The organism is Bradyrhizobium sp. B120, assembly GCF_049075665.1.
Lineage (GTDB): Bacteria > Pseudomonadota > Alphaproteobacteria > Rhizobiales > Xanthobacteraceae > Bradyrhizobium.
Genome location: NZ_CP185242.1, coordinates 659433 through 676400 on the forward strand (window position 1 = coordinate 659433; position 16968 = coordinate 676400).

The following is a 16968-nucleotide window of genomic DNA, read 5'->3' on the forward strand; positions in this document are numbered from 1 at the left end:
CATCTCAAAACTTCTCAACCCAGGGCCGCAATTCCAGCTCCCAGGTCCAGGCGCTGCGCGGCTGCTGCAGCACGTTCCAGTAGCTCAACGCGATCGCGTCGGGATCGAGCATCGAATCCGGGCGGTCGGCGGGCTCGGCGCGCGCGGCGCTGCGGATGCCGCCGTCGATCACGAAATGCGCGACATGGATGCCTTGCGGCGACAATTCGCGCGCCATGCTCTGCGCCAGCCCGCGCAATGCGAACTTGCCCATCGCGAACGGCGCCGATTGCGCATAGCCCTTGACGCTGGCGGAGGCGCCGGTGAACAGGATCGCACCCTTCTTGTTGGGCAGCATGCGCTTCGCCGCCTCCTGCGCCACCAGGAAACCGCCGAACGCCGAGATCGCGATCGCCTGCTCGACCTCGGAAGGGACCAGTTCGACGAAGGGTCCGCGCGAGCGGCCGGAGGCGTTATAGACCACGAGGTCGGGTGTTCCGATCTCGCGCTCGACCAAGCCGAACAGACGCGCGACGTCTTCGGCCCTGGTGGCGTCGCATGCATAGGCGCGCGCGCCGGTCTCGTTGCAGAGCGCGCCGAGCTTCTCGATGCTGCGCGCGCCCAGCGCCACGCGAATTCCCTCCCGCGAAAATAGCCGCGTCAGCGAGGCGCTGAGGCCCTCGCCGGCGCCGACGATCAGGGCGATCTTGTACTTCGGAATATCCATTGGGCTTTCCTTTGCTCGGCCGGAGGAGGATAGTCGTGCCCAAACAAATGAGCACCGCAGCCGGGAATTCAATGCAGCCGCACAAGCAGGATCCGAAAACGTCGTCCGCCGGCCAGCCGGGCCTGTTGGCGCCCGATACGACGGGAATGAACTTCTACCGGGCCGATCCCGCGTTGACCGATCTTCTGAAACTGCATCTGCCCGAGGCGTTGTTCCGCCATATCGAACCGCATCTCGATCGGCTCGGCGGATTGGCCGGCGGCACTCTCGACGAATGCGCGCGGCTGGCCGACCGGCATACGCCGGTGCTGCACCAGCGCGACAAGTTCGGCCGCGACGTGCAAACAATCGAATATCATCCGGCCTATCGCGAGATCGAGAAGGCCGCGTTCGGCGAGTTCGGCATTCACGCGCTGTCGATCCGCAAGGGCATCATGGGCTGGCCCGACAAATATCCTGTGGTGGCCAAGCACGCCTTCACCTTCCTGTTCAACCAGGCCGAATTCGGCATGGGCTGCCCGATCAACGTCACCGACGGGTGCGCTAAGCTGTTGGCGAATTTCGGCAGCGAGACGTTGAAGGCGAAATATCTCGACGGCCTGACCCAGACCGACATGAGCAAGCTGACGCAGGGCGGCCAGTTCATGACCGAAAAAGAAGGCGGCTCCGATGTCGGCACGCTGACCACGCGCGCCGTGCAGGAGGGCGACCACTGGCGGCTCCATGGCGAGAAGTGGTTCTGCTCGAATGCCGATGCCAAGGTGGTGATGCTGCTGGCGCGCCCCGAAGGCGCGGGGCCGGGCACCAAAGGCGTCGGCCTGTTCCTGATGCCGCGTTTCCTCGACGACGGCTCGCAGAACCACTACCGGATCGTGCGCCTCAAGAACAAGCTCGGCACCCGCTCGATGGCCTCGGGCGAGATCAAGCTCGACGGTGCGATCGCGTACGCCGTCGGCAAGCTCGACCGCGGCTTCGTGCAGATGGCCGAGATGGTGAACTCGTCGCGGCTCTCCAACGGAGTGAAGTCAACCGCGCTGATGCGCCGTGCCTGGCACGATGCGATCACGGTCGCGCGGGGCCGCGTGGTGTTCGGCCAACGGATCATCGATCTGCCGCTGGCGCGGCGCCAGTTGATGAAGATCATGCTGCCGACCGAGCAGGCGCTGTCGATGAGCTTTTTGACCGCCGACGCGCTCGATCGCGCCGAGGCCGGCAGCCAGGATGCCGCGGCGCTGCTCCGCATCCTGACGCCGACCCTGAAATTCCGCGCCACCCGCGATGCCCGCAAGGTCTGCGGCGATGCCATGGAGATGCGCGGCGGCATCGGCTACATCGAGGAATTCGTCACGCCGCGGCTGCTGCGCGATGCGCATCTCGGTTCGATCTGGGAGGGCACCGGCAACATCGTCGCGATCGATGCGCTGAAGCGCGCGGTCGGACGTCATGGCGCCGACAATGCGCTCGCCGCCGATCTGCATGCGCGGCTCGATGACAGCCCGAACGTGCCGCAAGCCTGGCGCAACCGGCTGCGCGATCTCAGCGATCGTGCGATCGGGTTTGCGCGCGAGGTGGCAGGCCGCATCGACAATGAGGGCGATGCGCGGCGCGCCACCAGCCTGCTCTATCACGTCGCGAGCGCCGTGGCGCTGGCATGGGAGGGCGGACGTATCCACGAGATGCGCGGCGACGCGCGCCGGCTACTGCTGTCGCGGATGGTGATCGATCACCGCGTGACGCCGGGCGATCCGTTCCGGCTTACGGAAAATACCGTTCAGCGCAGGATGACCGAGTACCTGCTCGGCGATCGCGCCGTCGGCATGGCCGAGGTTGGCGAATTGCTATCAGCAGCGTAGTCTGCCGCGCGAGCTTAACGCCTAATCAAAACAGAAACGCCAAGGGAGATCCCGATGAAGGCCGCCGTCCTGCATGAAGTCAATCAGCCGCTGGTGATCGAGGATGTCAGCGTACCCAATCCGGGGCCGCGCGAAGTCCTGATCCGCACCGCGGTCGCGGGCCTCTGCCATTCCGACCTGCATTTCATGGAAGGGCTTTATCCACATCCGCTACCGGCGGTGCTCGGCCATGAATCGGCCGGCGTGGTCGAGAAGGTCGGCTCCGACGTCAATTACGTGAAGCCGGGCGATCACGTCGTCACCTGCCTGTCGGTGTTCTGCGGCACCTGCGACAATTGCACCACCGGCCGCACCGTGCTGTGCACCGACACCACGGTGAAGATGCTGCCCGGCGCCTCCAACCGCCTGTCGTGGGGCCGGAAGGAGAAGCTCAACCAGTTCCTCAACCTGTCGTCGTTCGCCGAGCAGATGCTGGTGCACGAGAACGCGATCGTGAAGATCAAGAAGGAGATGCCGCTCGATCTCGCCGCGCTGATCGGCTGCGGCGTCATCACCGGCTATGGCGCCGTGGTGAACACCGCGAAGGTCACCGCGGGCGAGACCGTGGCTGTGATCGGTTGCGGCGGCGTCGGCATGGCCGCGATCAACGGCGCGCAGATCGCCGGTGCCGGCCGTATCATCGCGATCGACACCAATCCGGCGAAACTGCAACTCGCGACCAAGCTCGGGGCCACCGACATCGTTGATCCCGCGCGCGGCGACGTGGTGCAGCAGGTGCGTGAGCTCACCGGCGGCGGCGTGCATCACTCCTTCGAGGTGCTCGGCCGCAAGGAGACCGCCGAGCAGGCCTTCGCCATGCTGGCGGCGGGCGGCACCGCGACCATCGTCGGCATGATCCCGTTCGGCCAGAAGATCGAGCTGCACGGTTTTGACTTTTTGCGCGAGCGCCGCATTCAAGGTTCGTCAATGGGTTCGAACCACTTCCGCGTCGACATGCCGCGCCTCGTCGACTTCTACATGCGCGGCAAGCTGCATCTGGAGGACTGGATCTCGGCCAAGCTGAAACTCAGCGAGATCAACGAGGGCTTTGCCAACATGAAAGCCGGCAAGACACTGCGCAGCGTGATCATGTTCGATAGCTGAGGCCCCGTCGTCCCGGCCAAGCGAAGCGCGAGCCGGGACCCATACGCCGCGGCTCCGCTTTGGGCACGAAGGTGGACGACTTTCTTTACTCGCCACAAATGGCGGTGGTTATGAGTCCCGGCCTGCGCCGGGACGACACCTGAGTCGTTCACCGCGCGACGTGCGCGGACACCGCGAGCCATTTGCCGTTCTGTCGCGCCCAGCAATCGGTGTAGCGGCCGTGCGCGGGCTCACCGTCCGCGCCGGTGTAGCTGGTCTGGGCGTGGATGATGGCGAAATCACCGAGGATGCGGATCTTGACGTCCTCGGCCTTCAGTCCCTTGATCTTCACCGGGATCGCCGTCTGCTTCAGGAAGGCGGCGCGGTCGACCAGGCTCTTGTCGGGATTGGTGCAGTAGAAGTCCTGCGCCAGGATTTCGTCGAAGCGCTTGACGTCGCAGTTCTGAACTGAATCGACGTAGTCCTTGTTGAGTTTTGTCAGCTCTTCGATGTCGTTGTTCATTGGTTCCCTCCCGGCTTCTCATCTCGTCATTGCGAGGAGCGGAGCGACGAAACAATCCATCGTTCCGCGCACGTTGCTACATGGATTGCTTCGCTTCGCTCGCAATGACGACTGGAATTCACTCAATCGTCGAACATCTTCGGCGGCACGAAGCCGCCGAACTCGCGCTCGATCAGCTCGGCGAGCTTCAGCGGCGTGCGGTCTTCCAGCATGGGGCCGACGATCTGCACGCCGACCGGCAATCCGTCGGGCGCAAAGCCGGTCGGGATCGCGGTGGAGGGCAGGCCGGGCAGGGTCGCGATGCCGGGCCAGGCGAGCTGGTCGGTGTAGACGTGCGGCTCGCCGTCGATCAGAATTCGCCGCTGCTCCTGGTCGGGCGAATGATCGTGCGGATAGGCCGGCGTCGGCATGATCGGGCAGATCACGGCGTCGAACGATTTGAACAGCTCGCGCCATTGGGCGCGTAGCCGCGCGCGGCCGCCATCGGCAATCACCCAGTCGCGGTGGCTGAGCGCGATGCCGCGCAGCCGTTCGGCTTGCAGGCTGGTGTCGCTGGCCGGCAGCGCAGCTGCCGCCGCGCAGGCACCGGCATAGACCTCCGGCGGGAAGGTCGCCGCGAGGAACGACAGCAGGATCCGCATGTAAAGCCGCGAGGACGCGGCGAAATCCGGCAGCAGCGGGCTCGAGCGAGACACCTTCGCGCCGGCCTTGTCGAGATTGCTGGCCAGCTTGTCGATGGTTCCGCGGATCACCTTGTCGGTCGGCAGCACCGGATCGCTGTCGATCACGAGGATGCGGAAATCCTTCAAGACGCTGTGGCGCGCCGCCGGCAGGTCCAGCCGGTAGGCCTTGCCGGCTTCGAGCGGATCGGGGCCGGCCATCACGTCGAGCACGAGGGCGAGGTCGGCCGCGCCGCGTGCCATCGGGCCGATCACGGAAAGATCGCGATCGAACGGCAGCGGCGGCAGCGGCGGCGGGGTGTGGCCGCGCGATGGCAGCAGCGCGAAGGTCGGCTTGTGCGCATAGATACCGCAGTGGAATCCCGGCACGCGCAGCGAGCCGCCGATGTCGGAGCCGAGCGACAATGCGCCGTAGCCTGCGGCGAGCGCCGCCGACGATCCGCCGGACGAGCCGCCCGGCGTGCGGCCGAGGTCGTAAGGGTTGTTGGTGGTGCCGTAGATCTCGTTGTAGCTCTGCCAGTCGGCGAGGGCGACCGGCACGTTGGTCTTGCCGAGGATGACGCCGCCGGCGTCCTTCACACGGGTGATCGAGAGCGCGTCCTCCGACGGCACGAAATCCTTTTGTGGCGGGAAGCCCCAGGTGGTCGGCAATCCGGCGACGTTGAAGGATTCCTTCACCGTCATGGGAATGCCGAGCAACGGCTTGTGCTCGCCGCGCGCGATCGCGGCATCGGCAGCGCGGGCCGCAGCGAGGCCGCGCTCGAAATCGCGCACGCAGACCGCGTTGACCTTGCCGTCATGGCGCTCGATGCGGCCGATCGCGTCTTCTGCGAGCTCGACGGCGGAGACCTGCTTGTTGTGCAGGGCTTTCGACAGTTCGACGGCGGTCTTGAAACTGTATTGCGATTTGGCCACGGCGTGCTCCCTGATTTTGGCGGCGATCATGCGCAGAATGGAGCGGGCGGGCAAGACCGGCTTGATCGCAATTGCGCTCGCGCAACCTCGACGTCACACATCGCCTGACGCGATCGTGATTATCGGGCTCTGCCTGATACCGGGGAGGCCGGCGCGCGCCTAGTAAGGCGTGCTGCGCGCCGACAGATGCGCCATTGGATTGATGGGGCCGCTCGCGCTGGCGCGCTCGCTGCTCTGCTTGGTCCCGGGCACCGGGAAGGCGTATCCGATGATGGTCTTGACGACGAGCCGGTCGGATGCCCGCGTCAGGCCGTAGCCGACGCCGAAGTCGATGTCGACGTCGCCCACCTTGAAGTCGGTCACCGCGAACAGCGTGTGCTGCTGCTCGGCGGACGGGCTGAAGTCGCCGATCTTGCCGAAATCGGCGTAGTATTCGAGGCCGACATACACATCGTCCTTCACCTTGCGCGCCACGCGCGCGGCGGGGGCGAAATCCGCCTCGCCATATTTGCCGAAGCCGACATCGACGATCGGGTTGACGATGAATTCATAGTCCGCGTTGCGCACGCCGATGATCGGCCGAATCTCCAGGCCCCAGCGGGTCTGCGCGAATTTCGGCATCTGGTAGCTCAGCTCGAAATTGATGCCGTAGAACAGATTGCGCTTGTCGGCGTTCGGCGAGACAAACAGCGTGCGCAGCTTGAAGGCGTCGGACAGCAATTGCCGGTCCTGCACGGCGAACGGCAGATAGAGCCCGAGCTCCCACCAATCCGTCATGCCATAGGCAAATTCCGGCGTGCCGTTGAGGCTGCCGTTGGAGGGAAAGCCGCCGGGGAAGGGCGGATCCTTCTGGCCGATGCCGACATAGTTGAGATGCTGCTGGATGGTGAGCTGGCCGACCGCCGCGATGCCGGCATTGTAGACCTGGATCTCGTCGGTCGCTTGCGCGCGACCGCTGCATCCAAGCGCGCCTAGCAAAGTCAATGCTGTGCCGGCCAGGACTCGCTGCTTGTGAAAACGCCACATCAGGGTAGCTCGATTCCGTCCTACGCCGCGCCGATCAATATGCCGACCGCGAGCACGATCGCGCCGCCGAGCACGATCTGGAACACCGCCTGCAGGAACGGCGTGTCCATGTAGCGCGAGCGGATGAAGGCGATCGCCCACAACTCGAAGAACACCACGATTCCCGCGATCGCGGTCGCGATCCAGAATGCGTTCGGCCAGGCGTCGGGCACCAGATAGGGAATGGTGTGGCCGAGGCCGCCGAGCGTCGTCATCAATCCGCAGGTGATGCCGCGCAGCCAGGGCGAGCCGCGCCCGGTCAGCGAGCCGTCGTCGGAGAGCGCTTCGGCAAAGCCCATGCTGATGCCGGCGCCGATCGAGGCGGCGAGGCCGACCAGAAAGGTCTGCCAGTTGTGATGCGTGGCGAAGGCGGCGGCGAACAGCGGCGCCAGTGTCGAGACCGAGCCGTCCATCAGTCCGGCGAGACCGGGCTGCACATATTGCAGCACGAACATCCGCCGCCGCGTGCGGTCTTCCTCCGCGCGCACGTCGGGCTTGAGGATCTCGCCGGTCAGGCGGACCGCGAGCTTCTCGTGGCCCTTCTCCTCCTCGGCGAGATCGCCGAGCAGCCGGCGCACGCCGACATCCTCGGCCTTCTCGGCGGCCCGGGCATAGAAGCGCTCGGCCTCGAGCTCCATGGTCTCGACTTCCTTGCGGATGGTGTCGAGCGGCAGGTTCTTGGTCAGCCAGATCGGGCGCCGGCGCAGAAAGCCTTTGACGTCCTCGCGCCGGATCGGTGGCAGGTGCGCGCCGAAGCGCTGCTCGTAGGTTTCCAGCAGACGGTGGCGATGGCCGCGCTCTTCCTCCGCCATCTCCTCGAAGATCTTTGCGGTGTCTGGGTAGCGCTCGGTGAGATCCTCGGCGAAGGACATGTAGATGCGGCTGTCCTCCTCTTCGGAGGCTATCGCGACCGCCAGCACCTCGCGCTCGGTCAAATCGGCGAAATTCTTCACGGCAACGCCTTGTTTACGGAGTTTAGAATTAGAATAATTCTAATATGTGTAGGCCGTGCTGGGGTCAATCCACAAAGCCGCGCTATGGCCCTGTTCGTGATCACGATGAAGGGAACCGGGCCGTAACGTGCCCGTTCGAGTTCCTGTGGCTCACGAGGGGGATTGTATGGACACGGTCAAATATCGGCTGAATGACGCGCGCCTGGCGCCGCGGCGGACGAAACTCGAGATTCCTGGCTGGGCCGGCAACCGTGAGCCGCGCAGCGATGGTTCGCGCGAGCAGGTCTGGCATTGCGTGCCGTTCTCGGAAGGCGCGCAATACGGGATCGAGCTGTTCTATCCCTATGATTTCGAGCTGCACGTCACCACGAAGGACGGAAGGTTACAACTCGACGCTGATTGGGGTGAGCCGCCGGACAGCGGCGTGCAGTGGCCGCCGTTCCGGAATTTCGGCGACGCGTTCTACACCTATCAGATATTGCTCGATCTCAAGGTCGAGAAAGGCATGGCGATCCGTACCGAACCGCATCCGCGCTTCTACACCGATCGCTCCGACACCGTGCCGATCGCCGTTCCGGCGCTCGTGCGCAATTGGTGGCCGATGATGTTCTTCACGGTGTTCAAGGCGCCGGCGGAAGGGCGCACTCACATTTTCCGGCCGAACGAGCCGTTCGCCCAGATCATCGTGATTCCCGAGGAAGCGAACTTCCAGCTCGAGCAGATGGGCGAGGAGGAGGCCGCCGAACGCGAATTGCAGGCGCGCCGCATCTACAACAATCGGCCCAAACTGGCCGCCGGAACGGAATGGACGTCGTCATCGGACACGGTGTTCGACGGCACATATCGCCATCTGCACCGCGCTGCCAAGGAGAAGGCGCGCAACGATTGAGCGAGAGCCGCATCATAGTTGACAAAACAACGGGGCCCGCGGGCCCCGTTGTGGTATCGCCGATCGGTCGCCATCGCTCAGTAATCGCGACGGTAGAAGCTGTGATGATGATGGTGGTGATGATGGTGATGGTGGTAGCGCCGATAGCGCGGCACCACGATGACCGGGCGGTCGTAGTAGTCGCGGCGATAGTAGCCGTGATGATGATGGTGGTGGTGATGGTGGTGGTAGTAGTACTGTGCAAGCTGCACGTTCTCGCGGACCGGAGCGGGCGCAGCCTCGTCGAGCGCCTGCAGCTTTGCGGAGGCATTCGAGATCGGCTCCAGCAGGTCCGCGTATGAGTTCGCCTGCAGAACGTCGGCCGGGTTCGGCCCAGGCGCAGCTTCGGCGGCACCGACCGCGCCGAACGCGGCCACCGCCCCCAGAAGTCCAGCGATTTTCCTATCCATCTTTGCTCTCCTCAAAAAGTCGCCGGACCGAGCGCCGGTTTCTAGCAACGCCAATCATTGCCCAATGTTTCGTGAACCGCGCATTAACGCCCCGTGACGGGATCGTGGCGGCAGGCACCCGCATCTGACGCGGGACGGATGCCGGCTCGCGCGAAGAAAACCTGCCGGAACAAGAATCTAGAGCGACTGATTCGATCAGAACCGAGGTGGCTCTAGCTTGCACGCGCGAGGAACTGAAGCAGCAGCCGGCTCACTTCGTCCGGCTGCTCCTGCTGCACCCAGTGGCCGGCGCCGTCGACCAGATGGCAGCCGATCATTTTGGTACAGGCCCTGGTCTGCATCGTCTCGAACACGCCGGGCCGCTGATAGGTGCCCCAATCCTGCTTGCCCGAGATGAACGCGGATGGTTGGTCGATGCTGCGGCCGCTCCAGGTCTGCAATTCCGGAGTGAACGCGCCTGACGTCCCGCAGCGATACCATTGCAGCCCGCCCTGGAATCCCGTGCGCTGATACTCCGCGCTGTAATAGGCGAGGTCGCGGTCCGGCAGCCAAGTGTTGGCGGCGATCGCCTCGCGCGACGGCATCTCCTCGGCGACCGTCGCAGCCATGTCCTTGGCGAGGTCCATCACATAGTAGGTCGGCAGTTTGGCCAGCTCCCCCGCCGACCAGGATTGCAGCGGATACGGCTTGTTGTCTTTCCAGTCCGCGCTCTTGTGATGGTAGTAGGCGCGCAGGAAGTCGTGCACGCCCTGCGGCGCGCGATGCATGTCGGCATTGGCCGGACGCGTCGAATAGTACCATTGGTAATGCTTGCGCGGGCGCGGCAGCGCCGCCAGCTCGCGATGCACGGGGTCCTCGCTCGCGGGTTTCGTGGGCTCAGTTGCGGTGTTGAACGGCAGCGACGGCGTTCCTCCGAACGGCGCGCTCATCATGACGACGGCGCGGAATACGTCTGGGCGGATCAGCGCGCACCATGCCGCGACCGACGAGCCGAAATCGTGCCCGATCACGGCATCGACGTGCGTGTAGCCGAACGCCGCGACCAGCCCGAGCGCATCGCGCACCAGATTGGGCAGGCGGAATGATGTGAGGTCGCCGTCATAATCCGCGCTCCAGCCGGTGGTGCGGCCATAGCCGCGCTGGTCCGGCGCGATCACGTGATAGCCGGCCGCAGCGAGCTTCGGCATCACCTTGCGCCAGGAAAACGCCAGCTCCGGAAAGCCGTGCAGCAGCAACAGGCAAGGCCGGCCGGCTGCTTCGAAGCCCGCCTCCAGCACATGCATCCGCAGGCCGTTGATCCCGTCGACATAGCGCGAGCGGATGGTGGCGGGGAGCGGGACGTCGGGGAGCGTTTCCATCGTGCAGATCACCTGTTGGGCATCGCCGCAGAACCAGCGCATTTTGCTGTATGCTGGCGGCCATTGATTCACGATAGCAACTTTGACCACGGGATGCATACCGCATGCGCCACGCGAGGATTGCAGAGCTGCCCGGCTGGATGTCGCGTCTCGGCCTGATGATCGTAGTCGCCGGCCTGGTGCTGATGCCTGCGGTCCGTGCCGCCGACATCAAGGAGCTCACCGAAAAATTGCCGCGCGCCTATATCGGCGAATTCCTGTGGGATGGCGACAACACGGTGCAGAACGTCGTCATCACCTTCGACAAGGTGCAGGCCTTGAACGAGCAGAACGCGGAAGCGCGAGGCTGCGGTTCATATGAGGTCGCCCGTCACGTGACCAGGATCGGCGTGCAGATGTTCATCCGGTTGTCCGATCTCGAGGTCGAGATCTTCGAACGCTCGCCCGACGGCAACGGAGCGTTCGAGACCGACGGCAGCCATCGCGGCAAGCTGTCGGAAGATTTTCAGCAGATCGATGCGCAGTGGACCAGCACCGCATCAGGCAAGCACGGCCAACTGCACCTGCGTGCCGCGGCGTCGGTGGCATGCGGACCGGCGGAGGATTTGTAGTGCTGGATAACGCTAGAAGCGTTGTCCATCCTTCACCCTCCCCTGGAGGGGGAGGGTCGGCTCACAGCGAGCGAAGCGAGATGTGAGGCGGGGTGGGGTGATCTCTCAACACGGGAAGTCACCGATACGAGGGACTTTCACCCCACCTCGGTTCGCATTTCATGCGAACCGATCCTCCCCCTCCAGGGGAGGATAAGAGGAATTACGCTTTGGCGGGAGCCTTCGGCCAGTACCTGTCGCGCAGATGCCGCTTCACCAGTTTCCCGGTCGGCGTCCGCGGCAGCTCCTGCTCGAAGTCGATGCTCTTCGGGCATTTGATCGGCGACAGATGCTGGCGGCAGAACGCGATCAGCTCGGCCTCGAGCTCCTTGCCGGCCCTGGCGATGTCGTGCGGCTGCACCACGGCCTTGACCTCTTCGCCCATCTCCTCGTTCGGCACGCCGAACACCGCGACGTCGGAGACCGCCGGATGCGTGATCAGCACGTCCTCGGTCTCCTGCGGATAGATGTTCACGCCGCCGGAGATGATCATGTAGCTCTTGCGGTCGGTGAGATAGAGGAAGCCCTCTTCGTCGAGGTAACCGACGTCGCCGAGCGTCGACCAGCCCTTGGCGTTGTAGGCCTTCTTCGTCTTCTCGGGATCGTTGTGATAGGTGAACGCGGGCGCGTCGGCGAAATAGACCTGGCCGATCTGCCCGGTCGGCGCCTCCTCGTCGTTCTCGTCCAGGATCTTGACCTTGCCGACCACGGCGCGGCCGACCGTGCCGCGATGGGTCAGCCATTGTTGCGAGGTCGAGACCGTGACGCCGTTGCCTTCGGAGCCGGCGTAATACTCGATCAGGATCGGTCCCCACCATTCGATCATCTTCGCCTTGACGTCGACCGGGCAGGGCGCCGCGGCGTGGATCGCGCCCTTCAGCGACGAGACCTTGTAGCGGGCGCGCACCTCGTCGGGCAGCTTGAGCATGCGCACGAACATGGTCGGCACCAGCTGCGACTGCGTCACCTTGTGCTTCTCGACCTGCTTCAGAAATTCCTCGGCGTCGAAATGCTCCATGATGACGGAAGTGCCGCCCAGCACCGTTGCCATCATGTTGAAGCGCAAGGGAGCCGCGTGATAGAGCGGCGCCGGCGACAGATAGATGCTGTCGGCATTCATGCCGCACATGTCGGCGGTGAGAATGCGCAGGAACGGGCTCGGCACGTCAATCCGGTTGCCCTCGAACTCCCTCTTGATGCCCTTGGGCCGGCCGGTGGTGCCGGAGGAATACAGCATGTCGTAGCCGGCGACCTCGTCGGCAACCGGCGTGGTCGGCTGTGCGGCGGCCTCCTTGTCGTAGGAGCGGAAGCCTGGTGCCGGCTCGTCCATCATGTAGAACAGCGGTTCGCCCGGCTCGCCCTTGATCAGGCCTTTCACCTTGTCGGCGCATTGCGGCGTGGTGATGAACACCTTCGCTCCGCAGTCTTTGATGATGTAGGCGATCTCCTCTTCGGTCAGGTAGCGGCTGATCGCGGTGTAATAAAGCCCCGAGCGCTGCGCGGCCCAGCAGATCTCCATGAAGGCGAGGCGGTTTTCCATCAAGAGCGCGATGTGGTCGCCGGCCTTCAGGCCGAGCGAGCGGAACAGATGCGCGCCCTGGTTCGAGAGCTCGTCGAGCTCGCGATAGGTGATCGCCTTGCCGGATGCCGCCATCTGGTAGGCGATCTTGTTCGGATGGTTGCGCGCGTGGATGGACGGATGGGTCATCGTGTTTCCTCGGAGCATCAATAGTGGTCGTCCCGGCGAAGGCCGGGACCCATAACCACTGAATTTTGTTGTTGGACCGGGTTGCGGCCCCAGCCGGGCCTAACCACAAACGACTGTGGTTATGGGTCCCGGCCTGCGCCGGGACGACACCATTGTTGTGGCCGCTGGTGCGGGCTCTTCTTACAGCCGCTCGACGATCGTGACGTTGGCCATGCCGCCGCCTTCGCACATGGTCTGCAGGCCGTAGCGCTTGTTGCGCTGCTTCAGGGCGTGCAGCAGCGTCGTCATCAGCTTGGTGCCGCTGCCGCCGAGCGGATGGCCGAGCGCGATCGCGCCGCCATTGACGTTGAGCCGGGCCGGATCGGCGCCGGTCGTCTTCAGCCACGCAGTCGGCACCGAGGCGAACGCCTCGTTGACCTCGAACAGGTCGATGTCGTCGATCTTCATGCCGGCCTTCTGCAGCGCGCGCTGGGTTGCCGGCAGCGGCGCTTCCAGCATGATCACGGGGTCGCCGCCCATCATGGTGAGATGATGGATGCGCGCCATCGGCTTGACGCCGAGCGCCTTGAGGCCCTTCTCGTTGACGACCATGACGCCGGACGCGCCGTCGCAGATCTGGCTGGCGCTCGCCGCGGTCAGCTTGCCGTTCTCGGCGATCAGCTTGACGCTCTTGATGCCGTCGAGGCTGGCGTCGAAGCGGATGCCTTCGTCGACGTGGTGGGTGTCGGTCGAGCCGTCGGCGCGGGTGATTGTCACCGGCACGATCTCGTCCTTGAAGTGGCCGGCCTGCGTGGCCGCGATCGCGCGCTGATGGCTGTTGTAGGAATATTCGTCGAGCTCGTCCTTCGACAGGCCGTACTTCTCGGCCATCATCTCCGCGCCGGTGAACTGGCTGAAGACGATGTTCGGATACTTCGCCTCGATGCCCGGGCTCTTGTAGTGGCCAAAGCCGTTCTTGGCGGGCAGCGAGGAGGCGAGGCCCATCGGCACGCGGGTCATCGATTCCACGCCGGCGGCGATCACGCAGTCCATGGTGCCGCTCATCACGGCCTGCGCCGCGAAGTGCAGCGCCTGCTGCGAGGAGCCGCACTGGCGGTCGATCGAGGTCGCGGGCACGCTCTCGGGCAGCTTCGAGGCCATCACCGCGTTGCGGGCGACGTTGTTGGATTGCTCGCCGGCCTGCATCACGCAGCCCATGATCACGTCCTCGACCTGTGCCGGGTCGGCGCCTGATCGTTCGACCAGCGCATCGAGCACGGTCGCGGCCAGATCGGCCGGATGCCAACCGGAAAGACGCCCTCCCTTGCGGCCGCCGGCGGTGCGGGCGGCGGCGACGATATATGCCTCGGCCATGTCTGATCTCCCTGATGTTTCTGGATTGGGCGGTTTTGAAAGTTGGGCCGGATTTAAGGAGCGGCTCAGCATTTAGTCAATCAATCAATTAACTCTTGAGTGCAGCCCCGCCATGGGCTTATGTGCGGCCTCGATTTACCGGCGAGCCAAAAAACAGCTAGGGAACAGCCGGGGACACAGAGCGGGATCAGAGCGCAGTTGAATACCAGCGTACCGACGAAACTTCCGGCCGGCAAAAATGCCACTGCCGACAAGCTATTGGTCGCAGCCAGCGAGCTGATGATCGAGCGCGCCTCGATCGAGGTTTCGCTGTCCGACATCGCCCAGAAGTCGGGCGTCAACGCCGCGCTCGTGAAATATCATTTCGGCAACAAGGACGGGCTGCTGCTGGCGCTGCTCGCGCGCGACGCCGCCACCGAGATATCGCAGCTCGAATATCTCCTGGCGCAGCCGATCACGCCGTCCGCGAAACTGCGGCTGCATATCGGCGGCATCATTCGCGCCTATCACCAGTTCCCCTATATGAACCGGTTGATCCATTATCTCCTGCACGAGAGCTCGACTGCCGCCGCGAACGAGGTGTCGAAATTCTTCGTCGCGCCGCTGCTGGATTTTCATCGCCGCCTGCTCGCCGAGGGCATCAAGGCCGGCGAATTCCGCAAGATCGATCCGGTGCTGTTCTACACCAGCCTGATCGGCGCCTGCGATCACCTGTTCTTCGGCCGCCACGCGATGTCGCGCGCGGTCGGCGTCGGTCCGGTCACCGACGAGGTCTGCCGCGAATACATCAAGCACATGGAAGCCTTGATCTTCGGCGGCGTGCTGGAAGCGAAGGAATCACGAATGGCGAATAGCGAGTAGCGGATTGGGAGAGGTCATCTCTTCCATTCGCTATTCGCTGCTCACCATTCGCCATAACAAGTCTAGAGAAGAAACGCCCAAGGAAAGGTTGTTCCCATGCAGTTGAAAGACGTTGCCGTTCTCATCACCGGCGGTGGCTCCGGCCTCGGTGCCGCCACAGCGCACGCCATGGCCGCCAAGGGCGCCAAGATCGGCGTGATCGACCAGAACAAGGAAAACGCCGAGAAGGTCGCCGCCGAAGTGAAGGGCGTTGCCCTGCACGCCGACGTCACCGACGAGGAAGCGATCAAGGCAGCGATCGCCAAGGCCGAGGCCGCGCACGGCATCGCGCGCGTGCTGATGAACTGCGCCGGCATCGGCGGCTCGCAGCGCATCGTCGGCAAGGACGGCGTCTATCCGCTGGCGAAGTTCGTCCGCATCATCAACGTCAATCTGATCGGCACCTTCAACGTGCTGCGCCTGTTCGCCGAGCGCCTGGCCACTGAAGCCCCGATCGGCGAGGAACGCGGCGTCGCGATCAACACCGCATCGGTCGCGGCCTATGAAGGCCAGATCGGCCAGATCGCCTATTCGGCATCGAAGGGCGGCGTCGTCGGCCTCACGCTGCCGGCCGCGCGCGACCTCGCCAGCCTGAAGATCCGCGTCAACACCATCGCACCCGGCCTGTTCCTGACGCCGCTGCTGATGGGTCTCAACGAGGAAGCCCGCAAGAGCCTGGGCGCCCAGGTGCCGCATCCGGCCCGCCTCGGCGACGCTTCGGAATACGGCAACCTCGCCGTCCACATCGTCGAGAACCCGATGCTCAACGGCGAAACCATCCGCCTCGACGGCGCCATCCGCATGGCCCCGCGATAGCGGCGAGTTCCGCCGTACTTCCCTTCTCCCCTTGTGGGAGAAGGTGGCGCGGACGCAGTCCGCGACGGATGAGGGGTTCTCTCCGCGGAGACAGACCCCTCACCCAACCGAATGCAAAGCTAACAGCGAACATGCCCTCTCCCACAAGGGGAGAGGGCACAGCAACGAGCATCGCGTTCGCTGAACGGTCGGGAGGACCATGCGCGTGTCTCAGCCGCTGCTGATCGAACATCACGACGGGGTCGATTGGGTCACGCTCAATCGCCCCGAGAGCCTCAACGCGCTCGATGCCTCGCTGATCGACGCGCTCAATACTTACTTCCAGGGCCTGCAGCGCAACCGCGACACCCGCGTCGTGGTGCTGAAGGGCGCCGGCGCGAATTTCTGCGCCGGGCTCGACCTCAAGCACGCGATGGCGCGCCGCGGCGGGCAGGCCGAGCCGCCCGGCGTCACGGAGTCGCTGGACTCGCAGCGCCGCATTGCCGACATCGTGATGCTGATGCGGCGCTGTCCGCAGCCGATCATCGCGCTGGTGCAGGGGGCCGCTGCCGGCGGCGGTTTCGCGCTGGCGCTCGCCGCCGACATCCGCATCGCGGCGAAGAACGCGCGGATGAACTGCGCCTTCATCAAGCTCGGCCTCGGCGGCTGCGACATCGGCACCAGCTATTTCCTGCCACGCCTCGTCGGCGTGTCGGTCGCCTCCGAATTGATCCTCACCGGGCGCTTCATCCATGCCGACCGTGCGCTTGCGGTGGGCCTGGTGTCGGAGGTGGTTGACGCGGCCGATCTCGACGCTGCGGCCAATCCTTATGTCGAGGCGATGATGACGGCCTCGCCGGTCGGCCTCCGTCTCTCGAAGGAATGCCTCAACATGAGCGTCGATGCCGGCTCGATCGAGGCCGTGATCGCGATGGAGGATCGCAATCAGGTGCTGTGCAGCCGCTCGGAAGATTTCCAGGAAGGCATCAAGGCCTTTCTCGAGAAACGAAAGCCTGTCTATATCAGACGCTGAGAACAGATCCTCAAAA

Annotated in this window: 16 protein-coding genes; 7 read left to right on the plus strand and 9 right to left on the minus strand. The window is 64.5% G+C overall.

Going from position 1 to position 16968, the window contains the following annotated elements:
- Positions 1-4: 4 nt before the first annotated feature.
- On the minus strand, positions 5-706 hold the full coding sequence (locus ACOIX3_RS03040; RefSeq protein ID WP_420968339.1) for an SDR family NAD(P)-dependent oxidoreductase: 702 nt from the start codon (positions 704-706) through the stop codon (positions 5-7).
- A 71-nt stretch (positions 707-777) separates the two neighbouring features.
- On the opposite strand from ACOIX3_RS03040, the gene ACOIX3_RS03045 reads away from it, so the two are divergent.
- Together ACOIX3_RS03045 and ACOIX3_RS03050 are read left to right on the plus strand one after the other, a co-directional pair.
- Positions 778-2559 carry an acyl-CoA dehydrogenase family protein gene (locus ACOIX3_RS03045; RefSeq protein WP_420971958.1) on the plus strand — a complete coding sequence of 594 codons (1782 nt, stop codon included), beginning with the start codon at positions 778-780 and terminating at the stop codon, positions 2557-2559.
- A 54-nt stretch (positions 2560-2613) separates the two neighbouring features.
- Entirely contained in the window at positions 2614-3702 is a 1089-nt protein-coding gene (locus ACOIX3_RS03050) for a Zn-dependent alcohol dehydrogenase (RefSeq protein WP_092119616.1), read from the plus strand.
- 148 nt (positions 3703-3850) lie between these two features.
- Here ACOIX3_RS03050 and ACOIX3_RS03055 read toward each other — a convergent pair whose 3' ends face one another.
- From ACOIX3_RS03055 to mbfA, 4 genes are all read right to left on the minus strand, one after another.
- Entirely contained in the window at positions 3851-4204 is a 354-nt protein-coding gene (locus tag ACOIX3_RS03055; RefSeq protein WP_420968340.1) for a nuclear transport factor 2 family protein, read from the minus strand.
- A gap of 122 nt (positions 4205-4326) precedes the next feature.
- Positions 4327-5799 (minus strand): amidase, encoded by a 1473-nt coding sequence (locus ACOIX3_RS03060; RefSeq protein ID WP_420968341.1) that lies wholly within the window; start codon positions 5797-5799, stop codon positions 4327-4329.
- A 159-nt stretch (positions 5800-5958) separates the two neighbouring features.
- Positions 5959-6825 carry a hypothetical protein gene (locus ACOIX3_RS03065; protein WP_420968342.1) on the minus strand — a complete coding sequence of 289 codons (867 nt, stop codon included), beginning with the start codon at positions 6823-6825 and terminating at the stop codon, positions 5959-5961.
- 20 nt (positions 6826-6845) lie between these two features.
- Positions 6846-7817 (minus strand): iron exporter MbfA, encoded by a 972-nt coding sequence (mbfA, locus tag ACOIX3_RS03070; protein ID WP_420968343.1) that lies wholly within the window; start codon positions 7815-7817, stop codon positions 6846-6848.
- Between the two features lie 166 nt (positions 7818-7983).
- On the opposite strand from mbfA, the gene ACOIX3_RS03075 reads away from it, so the two are divergent.
- Positions 7984-8706 (plus strand): hypothetical protein, encoded by a 723-nt coding sequence (locus ACOIX3_RS03075; protein ID WP_420968344.1) that lies wholly within the window; start codon positions 7984-7986, stop codon positions 8704-8706.
- 77 nt (positions 8707-8783) lie between these two features.
- Here ACOIX3_RS03075 and ACOIX3_RS03080 read toward each other — a convergent pair whose 3' ends face one another.
- Together ACOIX3_RS03080 and ACOIX3_RS03085 are read right to left on the minus strand one after the other, a co-directional pair.
- A complete protein-coding gene (locus ACOIX3_RS03080) occupies positions 8784-9155 on the minus strand; it encodes a hypothetical protein (RefSeq protein ID WP_194458035.1) in 372 nt (123 codons plus the stop codon).
- Positions 9156-9367: 212 nt separating this feature from the next.
- A complete protein-coding gene (locus tag ACOIX3_RS03085) occupies positions 9368-10513 on the minus strand; it encodes an alpha/beta fold hydrolase (protein ID WP_420971959.1) in 1146 nt (381 codons plus the stop codon).
- Positions 10514-10617: 104 nt separating this feature from the next.
- On the opposite strand from ACOIX3_RS03085, the gene ACOIX3_RS03090 reads away from it, so the two are divergent.
- Positions 10618-11124 (plus strand): hypothetical protein, encoded by a 507-nt coding sequence (locus ACOIX3_RS03090; protein WP_420968345.1) that lies wholly within the window; start codon positions 10618-10620, stop codon positions 11122-11124.
- Between the two features lie 202 nt (positions 11125-11326).
- Here the strand turns inward: ACOIX3_RS03090 and ACOIX3_RS03095 are convergent, their stop codons facing one another.
- Together ACOIX3_RS03095 and ACOIX3_RS03100 are read right to left on the minus strand one after the other, a co-directional pair.
- Positions 11327-12871: an acyl-CoA synthetase gene (locus tag ACOIX3_RS03095; RefSeq protein WP_420968346.1), complete on the minus strand. Its 1545-nt coding sequence runs from the start codon at positions 12869-12871 to the stop codon at positions 11327-11329.
- A gap of 180 nt (positions 12872-13051) precedes the next feature.
- A complete protein-coding gene (locus ACOIX3_RS03100; protein ID WP_420968347.1) occupies positions 13052-14224 on the minus strand; it encodes an acetyl-CoA C-acetyltransferase in 1173 nt (390 codons plus the stop codon).
- Positions 14225-14422: 198 nt separating this feature from the next.
- Here ACOIX3_RS03100 and ACOIX3_RS03105 point away from each other — a divergent pair, with 198 nt between their 5' ends.
- The 3 genes from ACOIX3_RS03105 (at position 14423) to ACOIX3_RS03115 (ending at position 16952) form a co-directional block, all read left to right on the plus strand.
- A complete protein-coding gene (locus ACOIX3_RS03105; protein ID WP_420968348.1) occupies positions 14423-15085 on the plus strand; it encodes a TetR family transcriptional regulator in 663 nt (220 codons plus the stop codon).
- Between the two features lie 96 nt (positions 15086-15181).
- A complete protein-coding gene (locus ACOIX3_RS03110) occupies positions 15182-15940 on the plus strand; it encodes an SDR family NAD(P)-dependent oxidoreductase (protein ID WP_420968349.1) in 759 nt (252 codons plus the stop codon).
- Between the two features lie 205 nt (positions 15941-16145).
- Positions 16146-16952: an enoyl-CoA hydratase/isomerase family protein gene (locus ACOIX3_RS03115; protein ID WP_420968350.1), complete on the plus strand. Its 807-nt coding sequence runs from the start codon at positions 16146-16148 to the stop codon at positions 16950-16952.
- Positions 16953-16968: the final 16 nt, after the last annotated feature.

What these genes read in the sequence shown, in the direction of transcription:
- ACOIX3_RS03095 (WP_420968346.1), bottom strand. Translation starts at nt 12,871, where the DNA reads ATGACCCATCCGTCCATCCACGCGCGCAACCATCCGAACAAGATCGCC.
- ACOIX3_RS03085 (WP_420971959.1), bottom strand. Translation starts at nt 10,513, where the DNA reads ATGGAAACGCTCCCCGACGTCCCGCTCCCCGCCACCATCCGCTCGCGC.
- ACOIX3_RS03100 (WP_420968347.1), bottom strand. Translation starts at nt 14,224, where the DNA reads ATGGCCGAGGCATATATCGTCGCCGCCGCCCGCACCGCCGGCGGCCGC.
- ACOIX3_RS03040 (WP_420968339.1), bottom strand. Translation starts at nt 706, where the DNA reads ATGGATATTCCGAAGTACAAGATCGCCCTGATCGTCGGCGCCGGCGAG.
- ACOIX3_RS03055 (WP_420968340.1), bottom strand. Translation starts at nt 4,204, where the DNA reads ATGAACAACGACATCGAAGAGCTGACAAAACTCAACAAGGACTACGTC.
- ACOIX3_RS03065 (WP_420968342.1), bottom strand. Translation starts at nt 6,825, where the DNA reads ATGTGGCGTTTTCACAAGCAGCGAGTCCTGGCCGGCACAGCATTGACT.
- ACOIX3_RS03045 (WP_420971958.1), top strand. Translation starts at nt 778, where the DNA reads ATGCAGCCGCACAAGCAGGATCCGAAAACGTCGTCCGCCGGCCAGCCG.
- ACOIX3_RS03050 (WP_092119616.1), top strand. Translation starts at nt 2,614, where the DNA reads ATGAAGGCCGCCGTCCTGCATGAAGTCAATCAGCCGCTGGTGATCGAG.
- ACOIX3_RS03110 (WP_420968349.1), top strand. Translation starts at nt 15,182, where the DNA reads ATGCAGTTGAAAGACGTTGCCGTTCTCATCACCGGCGGTGGCTCCGGC.
- ACOIX3_RS03090 (WP_420968345.1), top strand. Translation starts at nt 10,618, where the DNA reads ATGCGCCACGCGAGGATTGCAGAGCTGCCCGGCTGGATGTCGCGTCTC.
- ACOIX3_RS03080 (WP_194458035.1), bottom strand. Translation starts at nt 9,155, where the DNA reads ATGGATAGGAAAATCGCTGGACTTCTGGGGGCGGTGGCCGCGTTCGGC.
- ACOIX3_RS03075 (WP_420968344.1), top strand. Translation starts at nt 7,984, where the DNA reads ATGGACACGGTCAAATATCGGCTGAATGACGCGCGCCTGGCGCCGCGG.